This is a genomic window from Thioalkalivibrio halophilus (assembly GCF_001995255.1).
Classification (GTDB): Bacteria; Pseudomonadota; Gammaproteobacteria; order Ectothiorhodospirales; family Ectothiorhodospiraceae; genus Thioalkalivibrio; species Thioalkalivibrio halophilus.
Genome location: NZ_MUZR01000046.1, coordinates 1 through 17,085 on the forward strand (window position 1 = coordinate 1; position 17,085 = coordinate 17,085).

A 17,085-nucleotide genomic window follows, 5' to 3' on the forward strand; every position below is an offset into this window, starting at 1 on the left:
CGCGGGCCGGGTCGAAGCGTACGCGTTCCAGCAGGCGCTCCAGCGGATCCAGGCAGCCCTGCAGGTCGCCGACGGCGTACAGTGCCACGCGGGCCTCAGTGCAGCGTGCGGGGGACGGACAGGGTGAACGGCGGGATGGTGGCCTCGAAGGTGTGGCCCTGCTCGTCGCGCATCTCGTAGCTGCCTTCCATCATGCCCACCGGGGTTTCGATCACCGTTCCGCTGGTGTATTCGAAGGAGTCGCCCGGGGCGATGTGGGGCTGTTCGCCGACCACGCCCTCGCCGCGGACCTCCTGGGTCTGGTCGCGTCCGTCGCGGATGATCCAGTGGCGATTGAGCAGCTGCACGCTGCGCTCGCCGGCGTTGTGGATCACCACGTGGTAGGCGAAGACATAGCGGTCTTCTTCGGGCTCGGACTGGTCTTCGACATAGGCACTGGAGACTTCGATCTCGACGGGATTTTCCTGCTGCATGGTCATGGGGCGGATGCTCCGTGGGGACGGGCGCGGGAAGCGGCGACCGCGGCTCCCAGCAGGCCCGGTTCGGGATGAATGATCAGTTCCACCGGCAGGCGTTCCAGCAGGTCTTCCATCGGCGGGCGTGCTCGGAAGGCCTCGCGGAAGGCCGGGGCGAGAAAATGGTCGGTCCAGCGCGGGGCGATGCCGCCGCCGATGAAGACGCCGCCGCGCGGCAGCGCGGTCAGCGCCATGTCGGCCAGCTGCCCGGCGTACAGGGTAACGAAGCGGCGCACCACTTGCAGCGCGGCCGCGTGGCCGGTGTCGGCCAGCGCGCTGATGGCGGCGGCGGGCTCCGCCGCGGCCAGCGCGCGCCCCAGTTCGGGGTCGTCGCGACGCTGCAGCTCGAAGCGGCCGATGCGCGCGATGCCGCGGCCGCTGAGCAGGTGTTCGCGGGTGCACCGGCCGGCCTCGGCGGTGACGAAGGCCGCCAGTTCGGTCTCGTCGGCGTCGGCCGGGGAAAAACGCGCGTGGCCGCCTTCGCCCGGATGGATCGCCGGCGGGGCATCTGCGCCCGCGGGCGGCGTCACCAGGCAGGTGCCCAGCCCGGTGCCGGCCCCGGTGACCAGCCGCGGTCCCGTGGGGTCGGCGTCGCCGTCCTGCAGGATCAGGCGATCTTCCGGGGTCAGGGCCTCGAGACAGGCGCCCACCGCTGCGAAGTCGTTGAGCAGGGCGACGGGCACGCCGGCGGACGTGGCCAGCTCGGCGGCGTCGAGTTCGGGCCAGTCGAGATTGGTGACGCGGCCCCGCCCACCTTGCACCGGCCCGGCGATGGCCAGTCCGGCTCCGGCGAACTCGGCGTCCGCCTGTTCCGGGTGCGCGAGCCAGTCGCGGAGGATCGAGCCCAGGTCGGCATATTCCCGGCTCGGGTAATGGGTGGTCGCGTGCAGTTGCCACCTACCCCGGGCGTACTCGGCTCGCGCCAGGCGGGTGTTGGTCCCGCCGACGTCGGCGACGATCAGCTGCATGCGGTCCCTGCCAGTCATATTCCCATGGTAACGCGAGCGGGGTGTGGAGTGAGAAAGACGGACCCGGGGCGGGGCCGAGCCCGTACCCGGGTCACTCCGCCCCGGCGGATTCGGGAATCTGTCGGGCCAGGGCGTCGAACCCGGCGACGTCGACGGTCTCCGGACGCTGGCCCGGGTCCAGGCCGGCGGCCTCGATATCGGCCGCCTCCAGCAGTCCCGCCAGCCCGCGGCGCAGGGTCTTGCGCCGATTGGAGAACGCGCGGTTGACCAGTGCGGCGAAGGCGGGCAGCCGCGCAGCGGGCACCCGCGGCTCGGCATCCGGGACGATGCGCACCACGGCCGAATGCACCTTCGGCGGCGGGTGAAACGCCCCCGGCGGGACTCCCAGCAGTTCGGTGGCGCGGGCGCGCGCGGCAACCATCACGCTCAGGCGGCCGTAGCGCTTGCTGCCCGGCTCGGCGGTGATGCGTTCCACCACCTCGCGTTGCAGCAGGAAATGCATGTCGCGGATGTGCTCGCTCTGCCCCAGCAGGTGGAACAGCAGCGGGGTGGAGATGTTGTAGGGGAGGTTGCCCACCACGCGCCAGCCGGCGGGCGGGGTCTCGCTGAGTGCGGCCAGGTCCAGTTCCAGGGCGTCGCCGGTGTGCAGGGTCAGGCGTTCGGGCGGGAAGTGGCTGCGCAGCGCCGCGGCCAGATCACGGTCGATCTCCACTGCGTCCAGTTTCTGCAGGCGGTCCAGCAGCGGGACCGTCAGGGCGCCGCGCCCCGGGCCGATCTCCAGCATGCGATCGTCCGGCTGCGGGTCGATGGCTCGCACGATGCGATCGAGGATGCCGGGGTCATGAAGGAAATTCTGGCCGAAGCGGCGCCGGACCGGACCCGGTCCCTCGTCCCCTGCGGCCGGGCGCCGCGTGCGTCGGGTCATGCCGTGGTCCCCGCTGGCGGTGCCCCGCGGTGGCCCGCGAGGCGGGCGGCCAGATTCTCCGCCGCGGCCAGGCTGCCGACCTCGGCGCGTCCGCTGCCGGCCAGATCCAGCGCGGTGCCGTGATCCACCGAAGTGCGCACGAAGGGGAGGCCCAGGGTGACGTTCACCGCCTCGCCGAACCCGGCGTGCTTGAGCACCGGCAGGCCCTGGTCGTGATACATGGCGAGCACCGCGTCGACCCGGGCGAGGGCACGCGGGGTGAAGGCGGTGTCGGCCGGCAGCGGCCCGATCAGGTGCATGCCGCGTTCGCGCAGGCGGGCGAGCACCGGTTCGATCACGAGCTCTTCCTCGCGCCCCAGCACGCCGCCTTCGCCGGCGTGCGGGTTGAGCCCGAGTACCGCGATGCGCGGCCGCGCCAGGCCGAAGTCGCGGCGCAGGTCGTGATCCAGGATGTGCAGGGTCCGTTCCAGTACCGGCGGGGTAATCGCGTCGGGGACCTCGCGCAGGGGCAGGTGAGTGGTCACCAGGGCAACGCGCAGATCACCGGCGACCAGCATCATCACCGGGCGGCCGGAGCCGGCGCGTGCGGCCAGCCACTCGGTGTGGCCGGTGAAGTCGTGACCGGCCCGATGGATCACCCCCTTGTGGACCGGAGCGGTCACCATGGCGTCGAAGTGTCCGTTGAGGCAGCCGTCGGCGGCCGTGGCCAGCAGGTTGAGCACGTGCCCGGCATTGGCCGGTTCCAGGGCCCCGGGGGTCACGGTTGCTTCCACCGGGACCTCCAGCAGCTCCAGGGTCCCGGCGGGTGTGGGTTTGCGCGGGGCGTCGGGGTCGTGCTCGCGCAGGGTGAGGTCGATGTGCAGCGCGTGCGCGCGGCGTTCGAGGACGCCCGCATCGCCGATCGCGACGCGCTGGGCCGGACCGGCGTGGCGCGCCAGCATGGCCAGCAGGTCGGGTCCGATTCCGGCGGGTTCGCCGGCGGTCAGCGCCAGACGCGGAACCGGTTCTCCGGCCATCGGCTCAGGGCTCGAGGCCGTCGACGCGGTATTCGACATAGGCGCCCTCGCGCAGGCGGCGCAGCCACAGCTCCATCTCGTCCTGGCGCTTGCGGTTCTGCAGGACTTCGCGGGCGCGGGCGCGGATCTGCTCGCGGGTGGTGTCGACTTCGCGGCGGTCCAGCACCTCGATGATGTGCCAGCCGAACTCGCTCTGCACCGGCTCGCTGATCTCGCCCGGCTCGAGCCGGTTCATGGCCTGTTCGAAGCCGGGCACCAGTTCCCCGGGGCTGATCCAGCCCAGACGGCCGCCCTGCGCGGCGGACCCCGGGTCGTCGGAGTTGCCGCGGGCGAGATCGCCGAAGTCCTCGCCCTCCTGCAGGCGGTTGTACAGGGCGCGGATCTGGCGCTCGGCCTCTTCCTCGCTGCGGACCTCGTCGGGACTCTTGAGGATGTGACGGACTTCGGTCTGTTCGACCAGGGTCTGGTCACCGCCCTCGCGGTCCTCGAGGCGGATGATGTGGAAGCCCTGCGGTGAGCGCAGGACGTCGCTGACCGCGCCGGTGCGCATCAGGATGGCCTCGCGGGCCAGCACCGTGGACAGCTCGCCGGGGCTGCGCCAGCCCAGGTCGCCGCCCTGCAGGGCCTGCGGTCCGTCGGATGCTTCCATCGCCACCCGGGCGAATTCCTCGCCTTCACGCACGCGGGAGCGCAGCTCCGCGGCCTTCTCCCGCGCCTCGCGGATCTCGTCGCTGCCCGCGCCCTGCGGCACCGCGACGAGGATGTGCGAGAGGCGGTAGCGCACGTCGCGGTCGATGGCGCCGCTTTCCGAGGCGATCAGATCTTCGATCTCCTGATCGGAGACCCGGACCCGGTTGTCGACCTGGCGGCTGCGCAGCTGGTTGATGGTCAGCTCGGTGCGGATCTGCTCACGAAACGCCTCGAAGTCCACGCCGTCCTGCAGCAGGGCGCGGCGCAGCTGGGGCAGTGTCATGCGGTTTTCGCGCGCGATCTGCTCCATGGTTCGGTTCAGTGTCATCTCGTCGATGCTGATGCCGATCCTGCGGGCCTCCTGCAGCTGCACGCGCTCGGTGACCAGCTGTTCCATGACCTGGCGGGCGAGGGCGTCCTGGCCGGGCGGACGCTGCCCCTGTTCGGCCATCTGCTGAGCCACCAGGTTCATGCGTTCCACCAGCTCGCGCTGGGTGATCACGTCTTCCTCGACGATGGCGAGGATGCGGTCGGTGAACTGGTCTTCCTCCGGCGGAGTGATTGCCGGGGCGGGCGCGCCGGCATCGGTGGCGGCACCCGGGGTGACCGGGGCCTGTACCCCCGTTTCGGCGCCGGGGCCCGCTCCGGTGCCCGTACCTTCGGGCATGGAGAGCGGGTCGTGCTGGGCCTGGGCCAGCGGCGCCAGGGCCAGGGCAAGCCCGGCCAGGAGCAGGGGGCGGGCAAGCATGCCCGCGCGGCGACCGGCGCTTTTAGCGGTCGGGGTGCGCATCATATCCGGCAATACCTTCGCTCAGGAGGCTGTCGACTCCGCCGTCGAAACGGGCCAGTCCGTCCAGCGTGATCTGGAAATGGATCGAGTTGTCGTAGCGCTGGTCGGAATCCAGCGAACGCCGGGCGACCACGCGCAAACCATAGCAGCAACTACGATACTGGAGACCGGCCAGAAGTTCGAGGTCGCGTTCACTGCGCAGGCTGTAGTTCCAGCGTCCGACCAGGTCCACGCGGTCGCCGGCCGGCCACAGTACGGACACGTCGGTCTGTTCCAGCCGATCGGCCCGCTGGCGGTAGCCGAAGTTGATGCGCCGGCGCTCATCCGGGCTCCAGGACACGCCGAGCGCGGCCAGCGAGGTGTCCTCGTGCTCGCGGTTGTAGAGCACCGAGCCGCGGCCGTCCCAGGCGTCGCCGATACGCAGGCGCCCCTCCACGGCGAGGTCCGAATGGCGGTCCTCCAGTGCCGGCGCGGAGGGGCTGCGGCGTACGCGGCGGTCGCGGAAATAGCGGATCTCGCCGACCGACAGCCGCGCGCGTTCCTGTCCGGTGGTCGTATCGAGGATGCGGCTGGTCAGGGCGGCGGTCAGCTGGTGGGTGTCGCCCACGCGGTCGGCGCCGGTAAAGCGCTGCAGACTGAACAGGTTGTCGAAGCTGAACTCGCGCTCGCCGGTGTCGAACACCGGGATGTCGCCCTGGTCGCGGTAGGGCACGTAGCCGTAGAACAGTCGCGGCTCCAGGGTCTGCAGCCGTTCGCCGTCGGCCAGGTCGCGTTCGAAGATCAGGCCGCTGTCCACCGCGGCATGCGGTACGGTGCGGCGGATGGACTCGGGGCCGGGCTCGCCGCGGCGGTCCAGCTCGTAGGCGGTGTAGCGCACCCCGGCGCGGGGCTCGACAAAGATCCCGCCGGTGTCGAAACGCCAGGCCAGTTCCGGGTCGAGGTCGAAACGCAGGCCGGTGGGACGGTCCGAGGCGCGCTCCTGACGGGCGAAACGCACCAGTTCGGCGTCCAGGTCCCAGGTGACCCCGCCGCCGGCCCATTGTCCCGCGTATTCGCCGGCTTCCAGGGTGATCTGCGGCAGCCGCTGGTAGGGCTCGCGCCGGTCGGCCAGCTCGGTGTCGACGATCTGGTAGTCCTCGACCCGGGTGCGCAGGCGGTAGCGCGGCTGACTCCAGGTCAGGTCGGCCCGGCGGCGCAGGTCGCGCACCGAGCCGGAATAGCGGTCGGCGGAGCCGAAATCGCGGAAATACTCGCCGTCGGAGACCTCCGCGGCATCGATGTCCAGGCGCAGGCCGGGGGCGATGCGGGTGCGGTGCTCCCAGGCCACAAACTGGCGATCCTCGCCGGTCTCGCGATCATCCGGCAGGTAACGAAAATCGACCTGTCCTTCGTGGGCAGGCTGCAGGTAGCGGAATTCGGTGCCCAGCTTGATCCCGCGGTCGGCCATGATGCGCGGCGTGAACGTGGCGTCGTAATTGGGCGCGATGTTCCAGTACCACGGCAGGGACAGATCCGCGCCGGTGCGTCCGCCGGTGCCGAAGCTGGGCAGGAGGAAGCCGGATTTGCGCCGGTCGTCCAGGGGGAAATCGATATACGGGGTGTAGGCCACCGGTATGTTGCGCACGCGCAGCACGGCGTGGCGGGCGACGCCGCGCCCGCTTTCCTGGTCGAGGTCGAGGCGGGCGGCGTCCAGGCGCCAGGAGTCCCGGTTGACCGGGCAGGTGGTGTACTGCGCCTGTTCGAAGCGGTGCCGGTCGGGGTCGAGCTGCGTGCCGGCCCCGGCCTGTCCGCGTGCGGGCACCGAGCGCACCATGTAGTCGATGCGGCTCAGCTCCCCGGTATCTTCGTCGAGCTGGAAGCGGCCGTCTTCGCCTTGCAGCAGCAGGTCGCCGTCGAACAGCCGGACCGCTCCCTCGGTCCGTGCCAGCCCCCGGGCGCGATCGTAGTCGAGGACCTCGGCGTCCAGCCGTTGACGGTCTGCGTACAGCTGGACATCGCCCTCGGCGCGCACCTGGTCGCCCTCGCGACGTACATGATCCGCCTCGATCTCGCGCACGTCGGGCGGCAGTTCGCGCAGGGCGGGCCAGACGGTGTCGGGCGCGAATTCGCAGCCGGCGGGACGATCCCCGCCGAAGGCCGTCTCCGCGCCGGCCGCCGGGGCGGTGGCGACCAGCACGAGAGACACCGCCGCGGCACGCGCCGGCCGCATCGCGGATCAGTCCAGCAGGCCGCGGATCTCGTCGAAGATCCGTTCCATGTCGCGCGTGCCGTCGACGTGCTTGAGCAGACCGCGGGTGTCGTAATACTCGATCAGCGGCTGCGTCTGTTCCTCGTACACCTGCAGGCGGCTGACCACCGTCTCCTCGGTGTCGTCCGCGCGGTGAACCAGGTTGCCGCCGCACTGGTCGCAGATGCCTTCCTCCTGCGGCGGAAAGGTGTGGGTGTTGAACACCGCGCCGCAGCTTTCGCAGGAGACCCGGCCGGTCAGGCGCTGCTTCAGCTCCTCGAACGGCACGTCGATCTGGATCGCGCGGTCCAGCGGACGCTCGATGTCGGCCAGCATGCTGTCCAGGGCCTCGGCCTGGGCGCAGTTGCGCGGGAACCCGTCGAGGATGAAGCCCTTCTCGGCGTCGGGCTCCTGCAGACGGTCGCGGATCAGGCCCAGCACCAGGTCATCGGGGACCAGCTGGCCGGCGTCCATGGCGCTCTTCGCCTTCAGGCCGAGTTCGGTCTCCGCGGCGACGGCCGCGCGCAGCAGGTCGCCGGTGGAGATCTGGGGGATGCCGAAGTGACTGACCATCTTCTTGGCCTGGGTGCCCTTGCCGGAACCGGGGGCGCCCATCAGGACGATTCGCATAATTGACTCCTGCCGTGTGCCGTTCGCGCCTGCATCGGCGCCGGCACGTGGATTGGGTATCGAAAAACGCACGCGGACTTATACCGACTGGTCGGGGGCCTCGCAAGCCGGCCGGGATCGTTCACCTGTCGCGCAGTCCCGTTATAATGCCGCGCCAACCAATCAAGCGGGAAGAGACGATGGATCTGAATCAGATTGAAGCCGGGAAGGATCTGCCCGATGACATGAACGTGGTGATCGAGATCCCCGCGCACGGTCAGCCGGTCAAGTACGAAGTGGACAAGGACAGCGGTGCGCTGGTGGTCGACCGTTTCATGACGGTCGCCATGTTCTACCCCTGCAACTACGGGTTCGTGCCGCAGACCCTGTCGGAAGACGGCGATCCGGTGGACGTGCTGGTGATCACGCCGGTGCCGCTGATGCCGGGTTCGGTGGTGCGCGCGCGGCCGGTGGGCGTGCTGCAGATGTCCGACGAGGCCGGGCAGGATGCGAAGATCCTGGCGGTGCCGGTCACCAAGCTGCATCCGGGGTACGAGAGCGTGAAGGGCCCGGAAGACGTGTCGCAGGAACTGCTGGACAGCATCAAGCACTTCTTCGAGCACTACAAGGAGCTCGAAGCCGGCAAGTGGGTCAAGGTGGAAGGCTGGGCGGACGCCGAGGCCGCCAGGACGGAGATCCTTGCCAGCTACAAGCGTTTCCAGAAGAGCAAGATCTGAAGCCTTTCGCGCAGCCATGGGCGTGCCGTGCGGGCCCCCGGGGAGCCGGTCTCCCGGGCGCGTCGGTGCGCGTGCCCGTCCGCGACCCGATGGAGCGGTCCTGATGGCCGCGGGCGGGCGGCCCCATGGATGAGCGCGACGCCTATGGACAGGAACAGCACGATCACCGGCGTTTTGTCGCGCGGGTGGTGCTGTCCCTGGTGCTGCTGGCAGCGGTGCTGGGCCTGATCGGCTGGCACACCGCCAGTCTGCAGGTGGGTGCGCACGAGCACTACACCACGCTTTCCGAGAACAACCGGCTGCGCATCGAGCCCATCGCCCCCAGCCGGGGCGTGATCCGGGATCGCAACGGCGTGCTGCTGGCCGGCAACCGGGCTTCCTATCAGCTCGAGGTCACGGTGGAACAGGCCGACGACCTCGACCGGCTGCTGGAGCGGCTCGAGGACTTCGTGGAACTCTCCGATGCCGACCTCGAGCGGTTCCGCCGCGGGGTGGAGCAGCGGCGCCCGTTTCAGCCGGTGTTGCTGAAGGCGGGGCTGGACGACGAGACCGTCGCGCATCTGGCCGTGTCCCGGCATGAGCTGCCCGGTGTCGAGATCGAAGCGCGTCCGATGCGCTATTACCCGGCCGGCGAGGCGTTCACGCATGTGGTGGGCTACGTGGGCCGGATCACGCGCGAGGATCTGCAGCGCGTGGACCAGCGTGCCTATGCCGGGGTATCCCACATTGGCAAGACCGGGATCGAGCAGCATTACGAGGAGCTGCTGCACGGCCGCCCGGGCCACCGCCAGGTGGAGGTGAACGCTCAGGGCCGGACGATCCGCGAGCTGGAGGTCAGCCCGCCGACGGCCGGGACCGACATCCATCTGACCCTGGACTACAACCTGCAGCTGGCGGCCCGCCGCGCACTGGGGGACCAGCGCGGGGCGATCGTGGCCATCGAGCCCGCCAGCGGAGACGTTCTGGCCATGGTCAGTGCCCCGGGATTCGATGCCGAGCCGTTCGTGAAGGGGCAGTCGCAGGAAGAGTTCTCGGCACTGCGCGACCATCCGGGGCGGCCGCTGTTCAACCGGGTGCTGCATGGCCAGTATCCGCCGGGGTCCACCATCAAGCCGATCGTGGCCCTGGCCGGCCTGCACGAGGAGGCGACCACCGCCGACCGCGAGATGTTCGCCCGCGGCTACTACCAGATTCCCGGGCACGAACGCCGCTATCGTGACTGGCGCCGGGAGGGCCATGGCCTGGTCGACATGTCGCGCGCGATTGCGGTGTCATCGGACGTGTATTTCTATGATCTCGCCCACGACATGGGGATCGACCGGATCACGCCGATGCTGGAAGCCTTCGGTATCGGCGAGCCCACCGGCATCGATCTCAGCGGCGAACGCACCGGCATCCGGCCGGGACGCGACTGGAAACGTGCCACCCACGGCACCGTCTGGTATCCCGGCGAGACCCTGATCACGGCCATCGGGCAGGGGTACATGCTCAGTACCCCGCTGCAGATGGCCGATTTCACCACCACGCTGGCAAATCGGGGCGAGCGCGTGAGCCCGCGCCTGCTGCGGGCGATGGGGGATGGCCGGGAACAGGAAATCGGCGAGACCCTGCTGCCCGATTACCGCCAGCCGGTGGCGCTGGATGAAGCCCACTGGGACGTGATCCACGAATCGCTCGTCGAAGCGGTGCACGAGCCGCATGGCACCGCCTGGGGCGGTGTCGGGAGCACCCGTCCGGAGTACACCATCGCCGGCAAGACCGGGACCTCGCAGGTCTTCAGCCTGGGCGAGGACGAGGAGTACGACGAGGACGAGCTGGCCCGCCATCTCTGGGACCACGCCCTGTTTACCGGCTATGCCCCGGCGGATAACCCGCAGATCGCGGTTGCGGTGCTGGTGGAGCACGGCGGCAGTGGTGGCCGCGTAGCGGCGCCCAAGGCGCGCGAGGTCATGGATGCCTGGCTGCTGGGCGGTGGCGGCATGAGGCTGCCCGTCGAGGAGGCCGGGGAATGATCAGCGTGACCGGACGTGAGCTCTCCGCCGGCCAGTGGGCCCTGCGCAGCCTGCGGATGGATGGCACGCTGCTGATCCTGCTGTCGCTGCTGCTGATGCTCGGTCTGGTGGTGCTGTTCAGCGCGACCGGCGAGAGTCTGGCCGCGCTGGAGAACCAGGTGTTGCGGATCGGTTTCGGGGTCGCGGCGATGCTGGTGATCGCGCAGATCCCGGTGCGCGTACTGCGGCTCATCGCCCCCTGGCTGTTCGTCGCCGGCCTGGTGCTGCTGGTCGCGGTGCTGTTCTTCGGCGAGATCGGCAAGGGGGCCCGGCGCTGGCTGGACACGGGGCTGGTGCGTTTCCAGCCTTCGGAGATCATGAAACTGGCCGTGCCGATGATGACCGCGTGGTACTTGTCGCTGCGCCAGGGTGCGCCGCGGGCTCGCGATCTGGCCGTGGTGCTGCCGATCATCCTGGTGCCGGTGTGGCTGATCATGGAACAGCCCGATCTGGGCACCGCGATGCTGGTGGGCGTGGCCGGGCTGCTGGTGGTCTTCCTCGCCGGGCTGTCCTGGCGCTGGTTCACCGGGCTCGGGGCCCTGGTGGCCGCGGCGGCGCCGGTGCTCTGGCTGCAGATGCATGACTACCAGCGCCAGCGCGTGCTGACGCTGTTCAATCCCGAGTCCGACCCCCTGGGGACCGGTTATCACATCATCCAGTCGCAGATCGCCATCGGCTCGGGCGGGTTCTACGGCAAGGGCTGGCTCAACGGAACCCAGTCGCAGCTGGACTTTCTGCCGGAACGGTCGACCGATTTCATCTTCGCGGTGTATGCCGAGGAATTCGGTTTCATGGGGGTGCTGCTGCTGCTGGCGCTGTATTTCGCCATCGTCGCGCGCGGGCTGTGGCTGGCATCCCTGGCGCAGGACCGCTTCGCCCGTCTGCTGGGTGGCAGCATCAGCCTGACCTTTGCGGTGTACATGGTGGTCAACATCGGCATGGTGACCGGGCTGCTGCCGGTGGTGGGAGTTCCGTTGCCTCTTGTGAGCTATGGCGGAACTTCGCTGGTGACGCTCATGGTGGCCTTCGGTATTCTCATGAGCATTGCCTCCGAAAAACGCCTGGTGAATCGATGAACCCCGTGAATCCGTGTCGCTTCGCGACGACTGCTGCCGTCTCCTGCCTGTTTCTGGCCGCCACCGCCGCGGCGGCCAGTTCCGAATACCGGGCGGGCGAGACGCCCTATCTCGAACGCGAGGAGGTGCAGGAATTCATCGACGAACGGGCGGAGGCGGGATTCGATCGCGAATGGCTGGAAGAACTGTTCGAGGAGGCGCAGCCGCGCCAGGACATCATCGACAGCATCTCCAGCCCCGCCGAAGCCCTGCCGTGGAAGGACTACCGGCCGATCTTCGTGAACGATCGCCGGGTCCGCCGCGGGCGCGAGTTCATGGAAGAGCAGGCCGAGTGGCTGGAACGCGCCGAGGAACGCTTCGGTGTCGAGCCGGAGATGATCGCGGCGATCATCGGCATCGAGACCGATTACGGACGCAACACCGGGAGCACCCGCGTGCTGGATGCCCTGGTGACCCTCGGGTTCGACTACCCGCCGCGGGCGGATTTCTTCCGCAGCGAGCTGGGCCATCTGCTGGAGCTGGCGGAAGAGGAGGATCTGGAGATCCTTGATCTGCATGGCTCCTACGCCGGAGCGATGGGTTACGGCCAGTTCATCTCCTCCAGCTACCGTCATTACGCGGTGGATTTCGATGACTCCGGGCGGCGCGACCTGCTGAATTCCTGGCCGGACGCGATCGGCAGCGTGGCGAACTACTTCGCCGAGCATGACTGGCGCTGGGGCCAGCCGGTGGTGGCCCGCGCCGAGGTCGACGACCATCCGGAAGAACTGGTCGAGCAGGGCTACACCGCCCGCTTCGACCTGGACGAACTGGCCGAGCACGGCGTGCGTCCGACCGAAGGTGAAACGGTCGACCCGGACGGTGATTATTCGCTGGTGTATCTGGAGGCCGACGAGGGCGATGTCTATTATCTGGGGTATCCGAATTTCTACGTGATCACGCGATACAACCGGAGTCCGCTGTATGCGATGGCCGCCCATGAGCTGGCGCAGGCGCTGTACGACTGACGGGCGTGCGATCGGCGGGGCCGCCCTGCCGGTTGCGCTGCTGGCCGGTATGATCCTTGCCGGTTGCTCGGGTACGCCCGAGCGCGACCGCCCGCTGGGGGACGCCGCCCATGACAGCTATCCCGATCCCGACGAAGTACCGCGGGATCTGGCACTCCTGCCGGATGCCGAACCCGCCGACGAGCCGCCCAGTCGTTACGGCAATCCGGCCGAGTACGAGGTGTTCGGTCAGCGCTACGTGACGCTGTCTTCTTCCGAAGGTTTCGAGGAGGAGGGGATGGCGTCATGGTACGGAACGAAGTTTCACGGCCGCCGGACCTCCAGTGGCGAGCCCTATGACATGTACGCCATGACCGCGGCGCACAAGAAGCTGCCGCTGCCCAGCTTCGTCGAGGTGACCCATCTGGAGAACGGGAAGCAGGTGGTGGTCCGGGTGAACGACCGAGGCCCGTTCGTGGATGACCGCATCATCGACCTGTCCTATGCCGCGGCCCATCGTCTGGGCATGACCGATGCGGGCGTGGCGCCGGTGCGTATCCGCGCGGTCGGCCCCGGGGACGTGAACGGCGAGGTGCGTACGGCCGAACGCGGTCGCGGCGAGGGTGCCGACACCATCGCGGAGCCGGAGCCGCTGGAGGCGGACGCGAACGACCCGGACGCAACGCGGGAGATGGCCGGGACGGTCGACGGCGACGGGGCTTACAACGGTGACCCGGTGTCCGGAAAGGGGGACAGCCGGGAGCCCGCGCGCTATATCCAGGTAGGCGCCTTCGGTGAACGGATGACGGCCGAGCGCCTGCGCGAAAGCCTGCGGGCGGACGGATTCCGGGTGGCCGAACTCGGTCGCGTGGAGACCGCCGGCGGCGAGGAGCTGCACCGTGTGCGCGTGGGCCCGCTGCACGGCGAGGACACCGTGCGCGACACGGCCCGGCGGCTGGAGGCGGTGGCGCCCGGGGATTTCCGTATCGTGACCGATTGAGAACCCGGACGGCGTGCCGGTCTGGTATCTTTGGCATCCTTCGGTGTCCGGCCGCCGTGTGCGCCCGCAAGCCCCCGGTCCTCATTCATGGAGACTCCTTCGGTTCATGAAGTCATTACTTCGCAATTCCCTGATCACCGTCAGTTTTCTGCTGTTCCTGCCCGTGGCGGCCAGCGCCGTGGAACTGGAACTTCCACGTGCCGGAACCGGCCCTTCGGCGCCCGGAAGCATCCCCTCGCCGCCATCGGACATCACCGCGGCCAGCTATGTGCTGAAGGACTTCGAATCGGGTGTGGCCCTGGCGGAGCGCGATCCGTCCGCGCGGCGCGAGCCGGCGAGCCTGACCAAGCTGATGACGGCCTACGTGGTGTTCGGCGAGATCCGCGACGGCCGACTGTCTCTGGAGGAAGAAGTCACCATCAGCGAGCGGGCCTGGCGTACCGGGATGGAGGGCGCTTCGCGGATGTTCATCGAGGTCGGCGAGGAAGTCCGGGTCGAGGATCTGCTGCGCGGCATGATCATCCAGTCCGGCAACGACGCCTCCACCGCGCTGGCGGAGCGCGTGGCCGGCTCGCAGGGTGCCTTCGTGGACATGATGAACAACCAGGCCCGGCGTCTGGGCATGCAGGATTCCTACTTTGCCAACCCCCACGGGCTGCCGGAAGAGGAGTCGCAATACACCACGGCGGCCGACATGGCGACCCTCGCGCGGGCCCTGATCCGCGAATTCCCGGATCTGTACAACCTGTATTCCGAGCGCTCGTTCGAATACGCCGGCATCGAACAGAACAACCGCAACCTCCTGCTGTGGCGCGATGCCGGTTTCGACGGCCTGAAGACCGGCTGGACCTCGGCGGCGGGCTACAACCTGGTGTCCTCCGCCGAACGCAACGATCGTCGCCTGGTGGCGGTGGTGATGGGCATCGACGCCCCCGACCATTCGACCGGAGGCACGCGCCGCGCGAACGAATCCCAGGCACTGGTGAACTGGGGCATGCGCTTTACCGAAACCCGGCAGCTGTTCGGTGCCGGCGAGGCCCTGGGCATGCCGCGGGTCTACAAGGGGAGCGCACAGGACGCCCCGGTCGGACTGGCGGAGGATTTCTGGGTGGTGATTCCGCCCGGCGAGGGGGATGATCTGTCGGCTTCCATGGAGATCGATCATCCGCTGGAGGCGCCGCTGCGCGAAGGGGCCCGGGTCGGGCGTGTGGTTGCGACCCTCGACGGCGAAGCGATCCACGAACAGCCCCTGGTCGTGCTGCAGGAGATCGAGACCGGCGGGTTCATCCGCCGTGGCTGGGACGGCGCGGTGTTGTGGGTGCAGTCGGTGTGGCCGTTCTGAGGCGGACATGAGCATTGCCCTGTTCAATGGCGAATTCCTGCCGCTGGAGGAAGTACGGATCTCGCCGCTGGATCGCGGCTTCCTGTTCGGCGATTCGGTGTATGAGGTCATCCCCAGTTACGCGGGCCGGTTCTTCCTGCTGGACGCGCATCTGGACCGCCTCGCGCGGTCGCTGGCGGCCATTCGCCTGCCGAACCCGTTCGGCCGCGAACAATGGGAACGTCATCTGGGCGATCTGCTCCGCCACAACGGCGCGGAACCGACGGACGGATCGACGCCGCCGGATCTGGGGCTCTATCTGCAGGTGACCCGCGGGGTGGCCCCACGGGATCACGCCTTCCCGGATGTCTCCGAACCCACGGTACTGGGGATGGTCAGCCCCATCCGTCCGCTGGGCCCGGCGGTGCGCGAGGCGGGCGTGAGCGCGGTGACCCGCACCGACGAGCGCTGGGGTCGCTGCGACATCAAGGCGACCACCTTGCTGGCCAACGTGCTCGCGCGTCAGGAGGCCGTGGAATCCGACGCGGTGGAGGCGCTGCTGTTGCGCAATGGTCGGCTGACCGAGGGTGCCGCAAGTAATGCGTTCGTGGTGCGCGACGGGACGCTGGTGACACCGCCACTGGATAGCGGGATGCTGGCCGGGGTGACGCGCGACTTCGTGCTCGGGCTCGCCCGGGGCGAGGGTGTGCCCGTGGAGGAGCGGGGCGTGACCGCCGCGGAACTGCGGACCGCCGACGAGGTCTGGCTCAGCAGTTCCACCCGCGAATTGCTGCCGGTGACCCGTATCGACGGCGAGCCGGTGGGCACCGGTCGGCCGGGTCCTCTGTGGACGCGGTTGCATGCCGCCTACCAGGCCGCCAAGCCCGGTGCCGTGCGTCGACAGTCGGAGGCCATGAACCATGAGTGACGAAGAAGAACGCGAGACCCTGATCGAATTCCCCTGCCGCTTCCCGATCAAGATCATGGGGGACTCTCACCCCGAATTGATGGAAGCGGTGGAATCCTGCGTCAACGACCACGTGGACGAGCCCGGGGATGCGGTGATCCAGCAGCGGGCATCCAGTGGCGGGCGCTTTGTCGGGATCACCGTGACCATCACCGCCACCAGTCAGCTGCAGCTGGACAACCTCTACCGGGCTCTGGGGCAGTGCAACCGGGTACGGATGATCCTCTGAATACGCTGCGGGTTCACCGTCTGGGCGATCAGCCCTACCTGCCGGTGTGGCGGGCGATGCGCCTGCACGCGGCGGAGCGCGGGCCGCACACGCCCGATCAGCTGTGGTGTGTGCAGCACCCGCCGGTCTATACCCAGGGGCGCAACGGTCGTGCCGAACACCTGCTCGATCCCGGCTCGGTGCCGGTGATCGCGATCGACCGCGGCGGACAGGTGACCTGGCACGGGCCGGGGCAGCTGGTGGTGTATACCCTGCTGGATCTGCGGCGCCGCGGGCTTGGGGTGCGGGCGCTGGTGGAGCGCCTGGAACAGGCGGTGATCGATGCCCTGGGCGAGTGGGGCATCGTCGCGGGCCGTCGCGAGGGCGCGCCCGGGGTCTACGCGGGCGATGCGAAGATCGCCGCACTGGGCCTGCGGGTGCGCCACGGGGTCAGTATCCACGGGCTGGCGCTCAACGTGGATCCGGCCCTGTCGGCCTTTGGCCGTATCCATCCCTGTGGTTATGCCGGACTGGCGACGACCTCGGTGGCCGCGGAAGGGGGGCCCGCGAACCCCGAGCGGGTGCGGCGCGTGGTCCTGCGGGCGCTGGCCGCGCAGCTGGCCACCGGGGGGCCGGAAACGCCGTCGGCCTGCGAGGAGGTGCCGACGCTGCCGCCGGAACTGCTGCGCTGCCTGGCGCGGCCGCAGGCCCCGGCGGCCTGAACGCCCCGCCGGGTGGGCGGCGACTGAGCGGCGCGGTCAGACGGCTTCGGTCTCTCCGGCGACGCCCTGTGCCTGCAGGTCCGCGTGGTAGGAGGAGCGCACCATCGGGCCGCTGGCGACCTGGCGGAAGCCCATCTCGCGGGCACGTTCGCCCAGTTCGTCGAATTCCTCCGGCGTCAGGAAGCGGGTGACCGGCAGGTGGTGGCGCGAGGGCTGCAGGTACTGCCCGAGGGTCAGCATGTCGCAGCCATGGTCGCGCAGGTCCTGCAGGACCTGC

16 protein-coding genes and 2 pseudogenes are annotated in these 17,085 nt (G+C 69.3%); 9 read left to right on the forward strand and 9 right to left on the reverse strand.

The features are described 5' to 3' along the window. The 8 genes and pseudogenes from B1A74_RS14080 to B1A74_RS10510 form a co-directional block, all read right to left on the reverse strand. Positions 1-88, reverse strand: a pseudogene (locus B1A74_RS14080) (diadenosine tetraphosphatase); the annotation flags it as partial. A gap of 7 nt (positions 89-95) precedes the next feature. After that, complete coding sequence (gene apaG, locus B1A74_RS10480; RefSeq protein ID WP_018946257.1) at positions 96-479, reverse strand: Co2+/Mg2+ efflux protein ApaG; 384 nt, start codon at positions 477-479, stop codon at positions 96-98. Beyond that, positions 476-1,483 carry a glucokinase gene (locus tag B1A74_RS10485; RefSeq protein ID WP_077244606.1) on the reverse strand — a complete coding sequence of 336 codons (1,008 nt, stop codon included), beginning with the start codon at positions 1,481-1,483 and terminating at the stop codon, positions 476-478. Before B1A74_RS10485 ends, apaG begins: the two co-directional genes overlap by 4 nt. A gap of 91 nt (positions 1,484-1,574) precedes the next feature. Then, positions 1,575-2,408, reverse strand: a complete 834-nt coding sequence (rsmA, locus tag B1A74_RS10490; protein WP_077244607.1) for a 16S rRNA (adenine(1518)-N(6)/adenine(1519)-N(6))-dimethyltransferase RsmA — start codon at positions 2,406-2,408, stop codon at positions 1,575-1,577. Beyond that, the gene (gene pdxA, locus B1A74_RS10495) at positions 2,405-3,424 is read right to left on the reverse strand and encodes a 4-hydroxythreonine-4-phosphate dehydrogenase PdxA (RefSeq protein WP_077244608.1); all 1,020 of its coding nucleotides are present in this window, start codon (positions 3,422-3,424) and stop codon (positions 2,405-2,407) included. The genes rsmA and pdxA overlap by 4 nt, the downstream gene beginning before the upstream one ends. A gap of 4 nt (positions 3,425-3,428) precedes the next feature. Further along, complete coding sequence (locus B1A74_RS10500; protein ID WP_425274682.1) at positions 3,429-4,862, reverse strand: peptidylprolyl isomerase; 1,434 nt, start codon at positions 4,860-4,862, stop codon at positions 3,429-3,431. Positions 4,863-4,884: 22 nt separating this feature from the next. Further along, entirely contained in the window at positions 4,885-7,113 is a 2,229-nt protein-coding gene (locus tag B1A74_RS10505) for an LPS-assembly protein LptD (protein ID WP_077244610.1), read from the reverse strand. Between the two features lie 6 nt (positions 7,114-7,119). Next, complete coding sequence (locus B1A74_RS10510; protein ID WP_077244611.1) at positions 7,120-7,761, reverse strand: adenylate kinase; 642 nt, start codon at positions 7,759-7,761, stop codon at positions 7,120-7,122. Positions 7,762-7,940: 179 nt separating this feature from the next. Here B1A74_RS10510 and ppa point away from each other — a divergent pair, with 179 nt between their 5' ends. The 9 genes from ppa to lipB all read left to right on the forward strand — a co-directional run bounded on the left by ppa (position 7,941) and on the right by lipB (position 16,808). Then, a complete protein-coding gene (gene ppa / locus B1A74_RS10515; RefSeq protein ID WP_018870894.1) occupies positions 7,941-8,477 on the forward strand; it encodes an inorganic diphosphatase in 537 nt (178 codons plus the stop codon). Between the two features lie 125 nt (positions 8,478-8,602). Beyond that, positions 8,603-10,489, forward strand: coding sequence for a penicillin-binding protein 2 (gene mrdA / locus B1A74_RS10520; RefSeq protein WP_077244612.1), 1,887 nt, complete (start codon positions 8,603-8,605; stop codon positions 10,487-10,489). Beyond that, a complete protein-coding gene (rodA, locus tag B1A74_RS10525) occupies positions 10,486-11,604 on the forward strand; it encodes a rod shape-determining protein RodA (protein ID WP_077244613.1) in 1,119 nt (372 codons plus the stop codon). Before mrdA ends, rodA begins: the two co-directional genes overlap by 4 nt. Next, positions 11,601-12,611: a lytic murein transglycosylase B gene (gene mltB / locus B1A74_RS10530; protein WP_077244614.1), complete on the forward strand. Its 1,011-nt coding sequence runs from the start codon at positions 11,601-11,603 to the stop codon at positions 12,609-12,611. The genes rodA and mltB overlap by 4 nt, the downstream gene beginning before the upstream one ends. Beyond that, positions 12,583-13,590: a septal ring lytic transglycosylase RlpA family protein gene (locus B1A74_RS10535; RefSeq protein ID WP_077244615.1), complete on the forward strand. Its 1,008-nt coding sequence runs from the start codon at positions 12,583-12,585 to the stop codon at positions 13,588-13,590. The genes mltB and B1A74_RS10535 overlap by 29 nt, the downstream gene beginning before the upstream one ends. A 106-nt stretch (positions 13,591-13,696) precedes the next feature. After that, positions 13,697-14,932 (forward strand): D-alanyl-D-alanine carboxypeptidase family protein, encoded by a 1,236-nt coding sequence (locus tag B1A74_RS10540; RefSeq protein ID WP_077244616.1) that lies wholly within the window; start codon positions 13,697-13,699, stop codon positions 14,930-14,932. A 7-nt stretch (positions 14,933-14,939) separates the two neighbouring features. After that, positions 14,940-15,839 (forward strand): D-amino acid aminotransferase, encoded by a 900-nt coding sequence (locus B1A74_RS10545; RefSeq protein WP_077244617.1) that lies wholly within the window; start codon positions 14,940-14,942, stop codon positions 15,837-15,839. Continuing rightward, positions 15,832-16,107, forward strand: coding sequence for a YbeD family protein (locus tag B1A74_RS10550; RefSeq protein WP_018870901.1), 276 nt, complete (start codon positions 15,832-15,834; stop codon positions 16,105-16,107). The genes B1A74_RS10545 and B1A74_RS10550 overlap by 8 nt, the downstream gene beginning before the upstream one ends. Then, positions 16,104-16,808 (forward strand): lipoyl(octanoyl) transferase LipB, encoded by a 705-nt coding sequence (lipB, locus tag B1A74_RS10555; RefSeq protein WP_425274683.1) that lies wholly within the window; start codon positions 16,104-16,106, stop codon positions 16,806-16,808. The genes B1A74_RS10550 and lipB overlap by 4 nt, the downstream gene beginning before the upstream one ends. Positions 16,809-16,844: 36 nt before the next feature. Here the strand turns inward: lipB and B1A74_RS10560 are convergent. Beyond that, positions 16,845-17,085: pseudogene (locus B1A74_RS10560) on the reverse strand (lipoyl synthase); the annotation flags it as partial.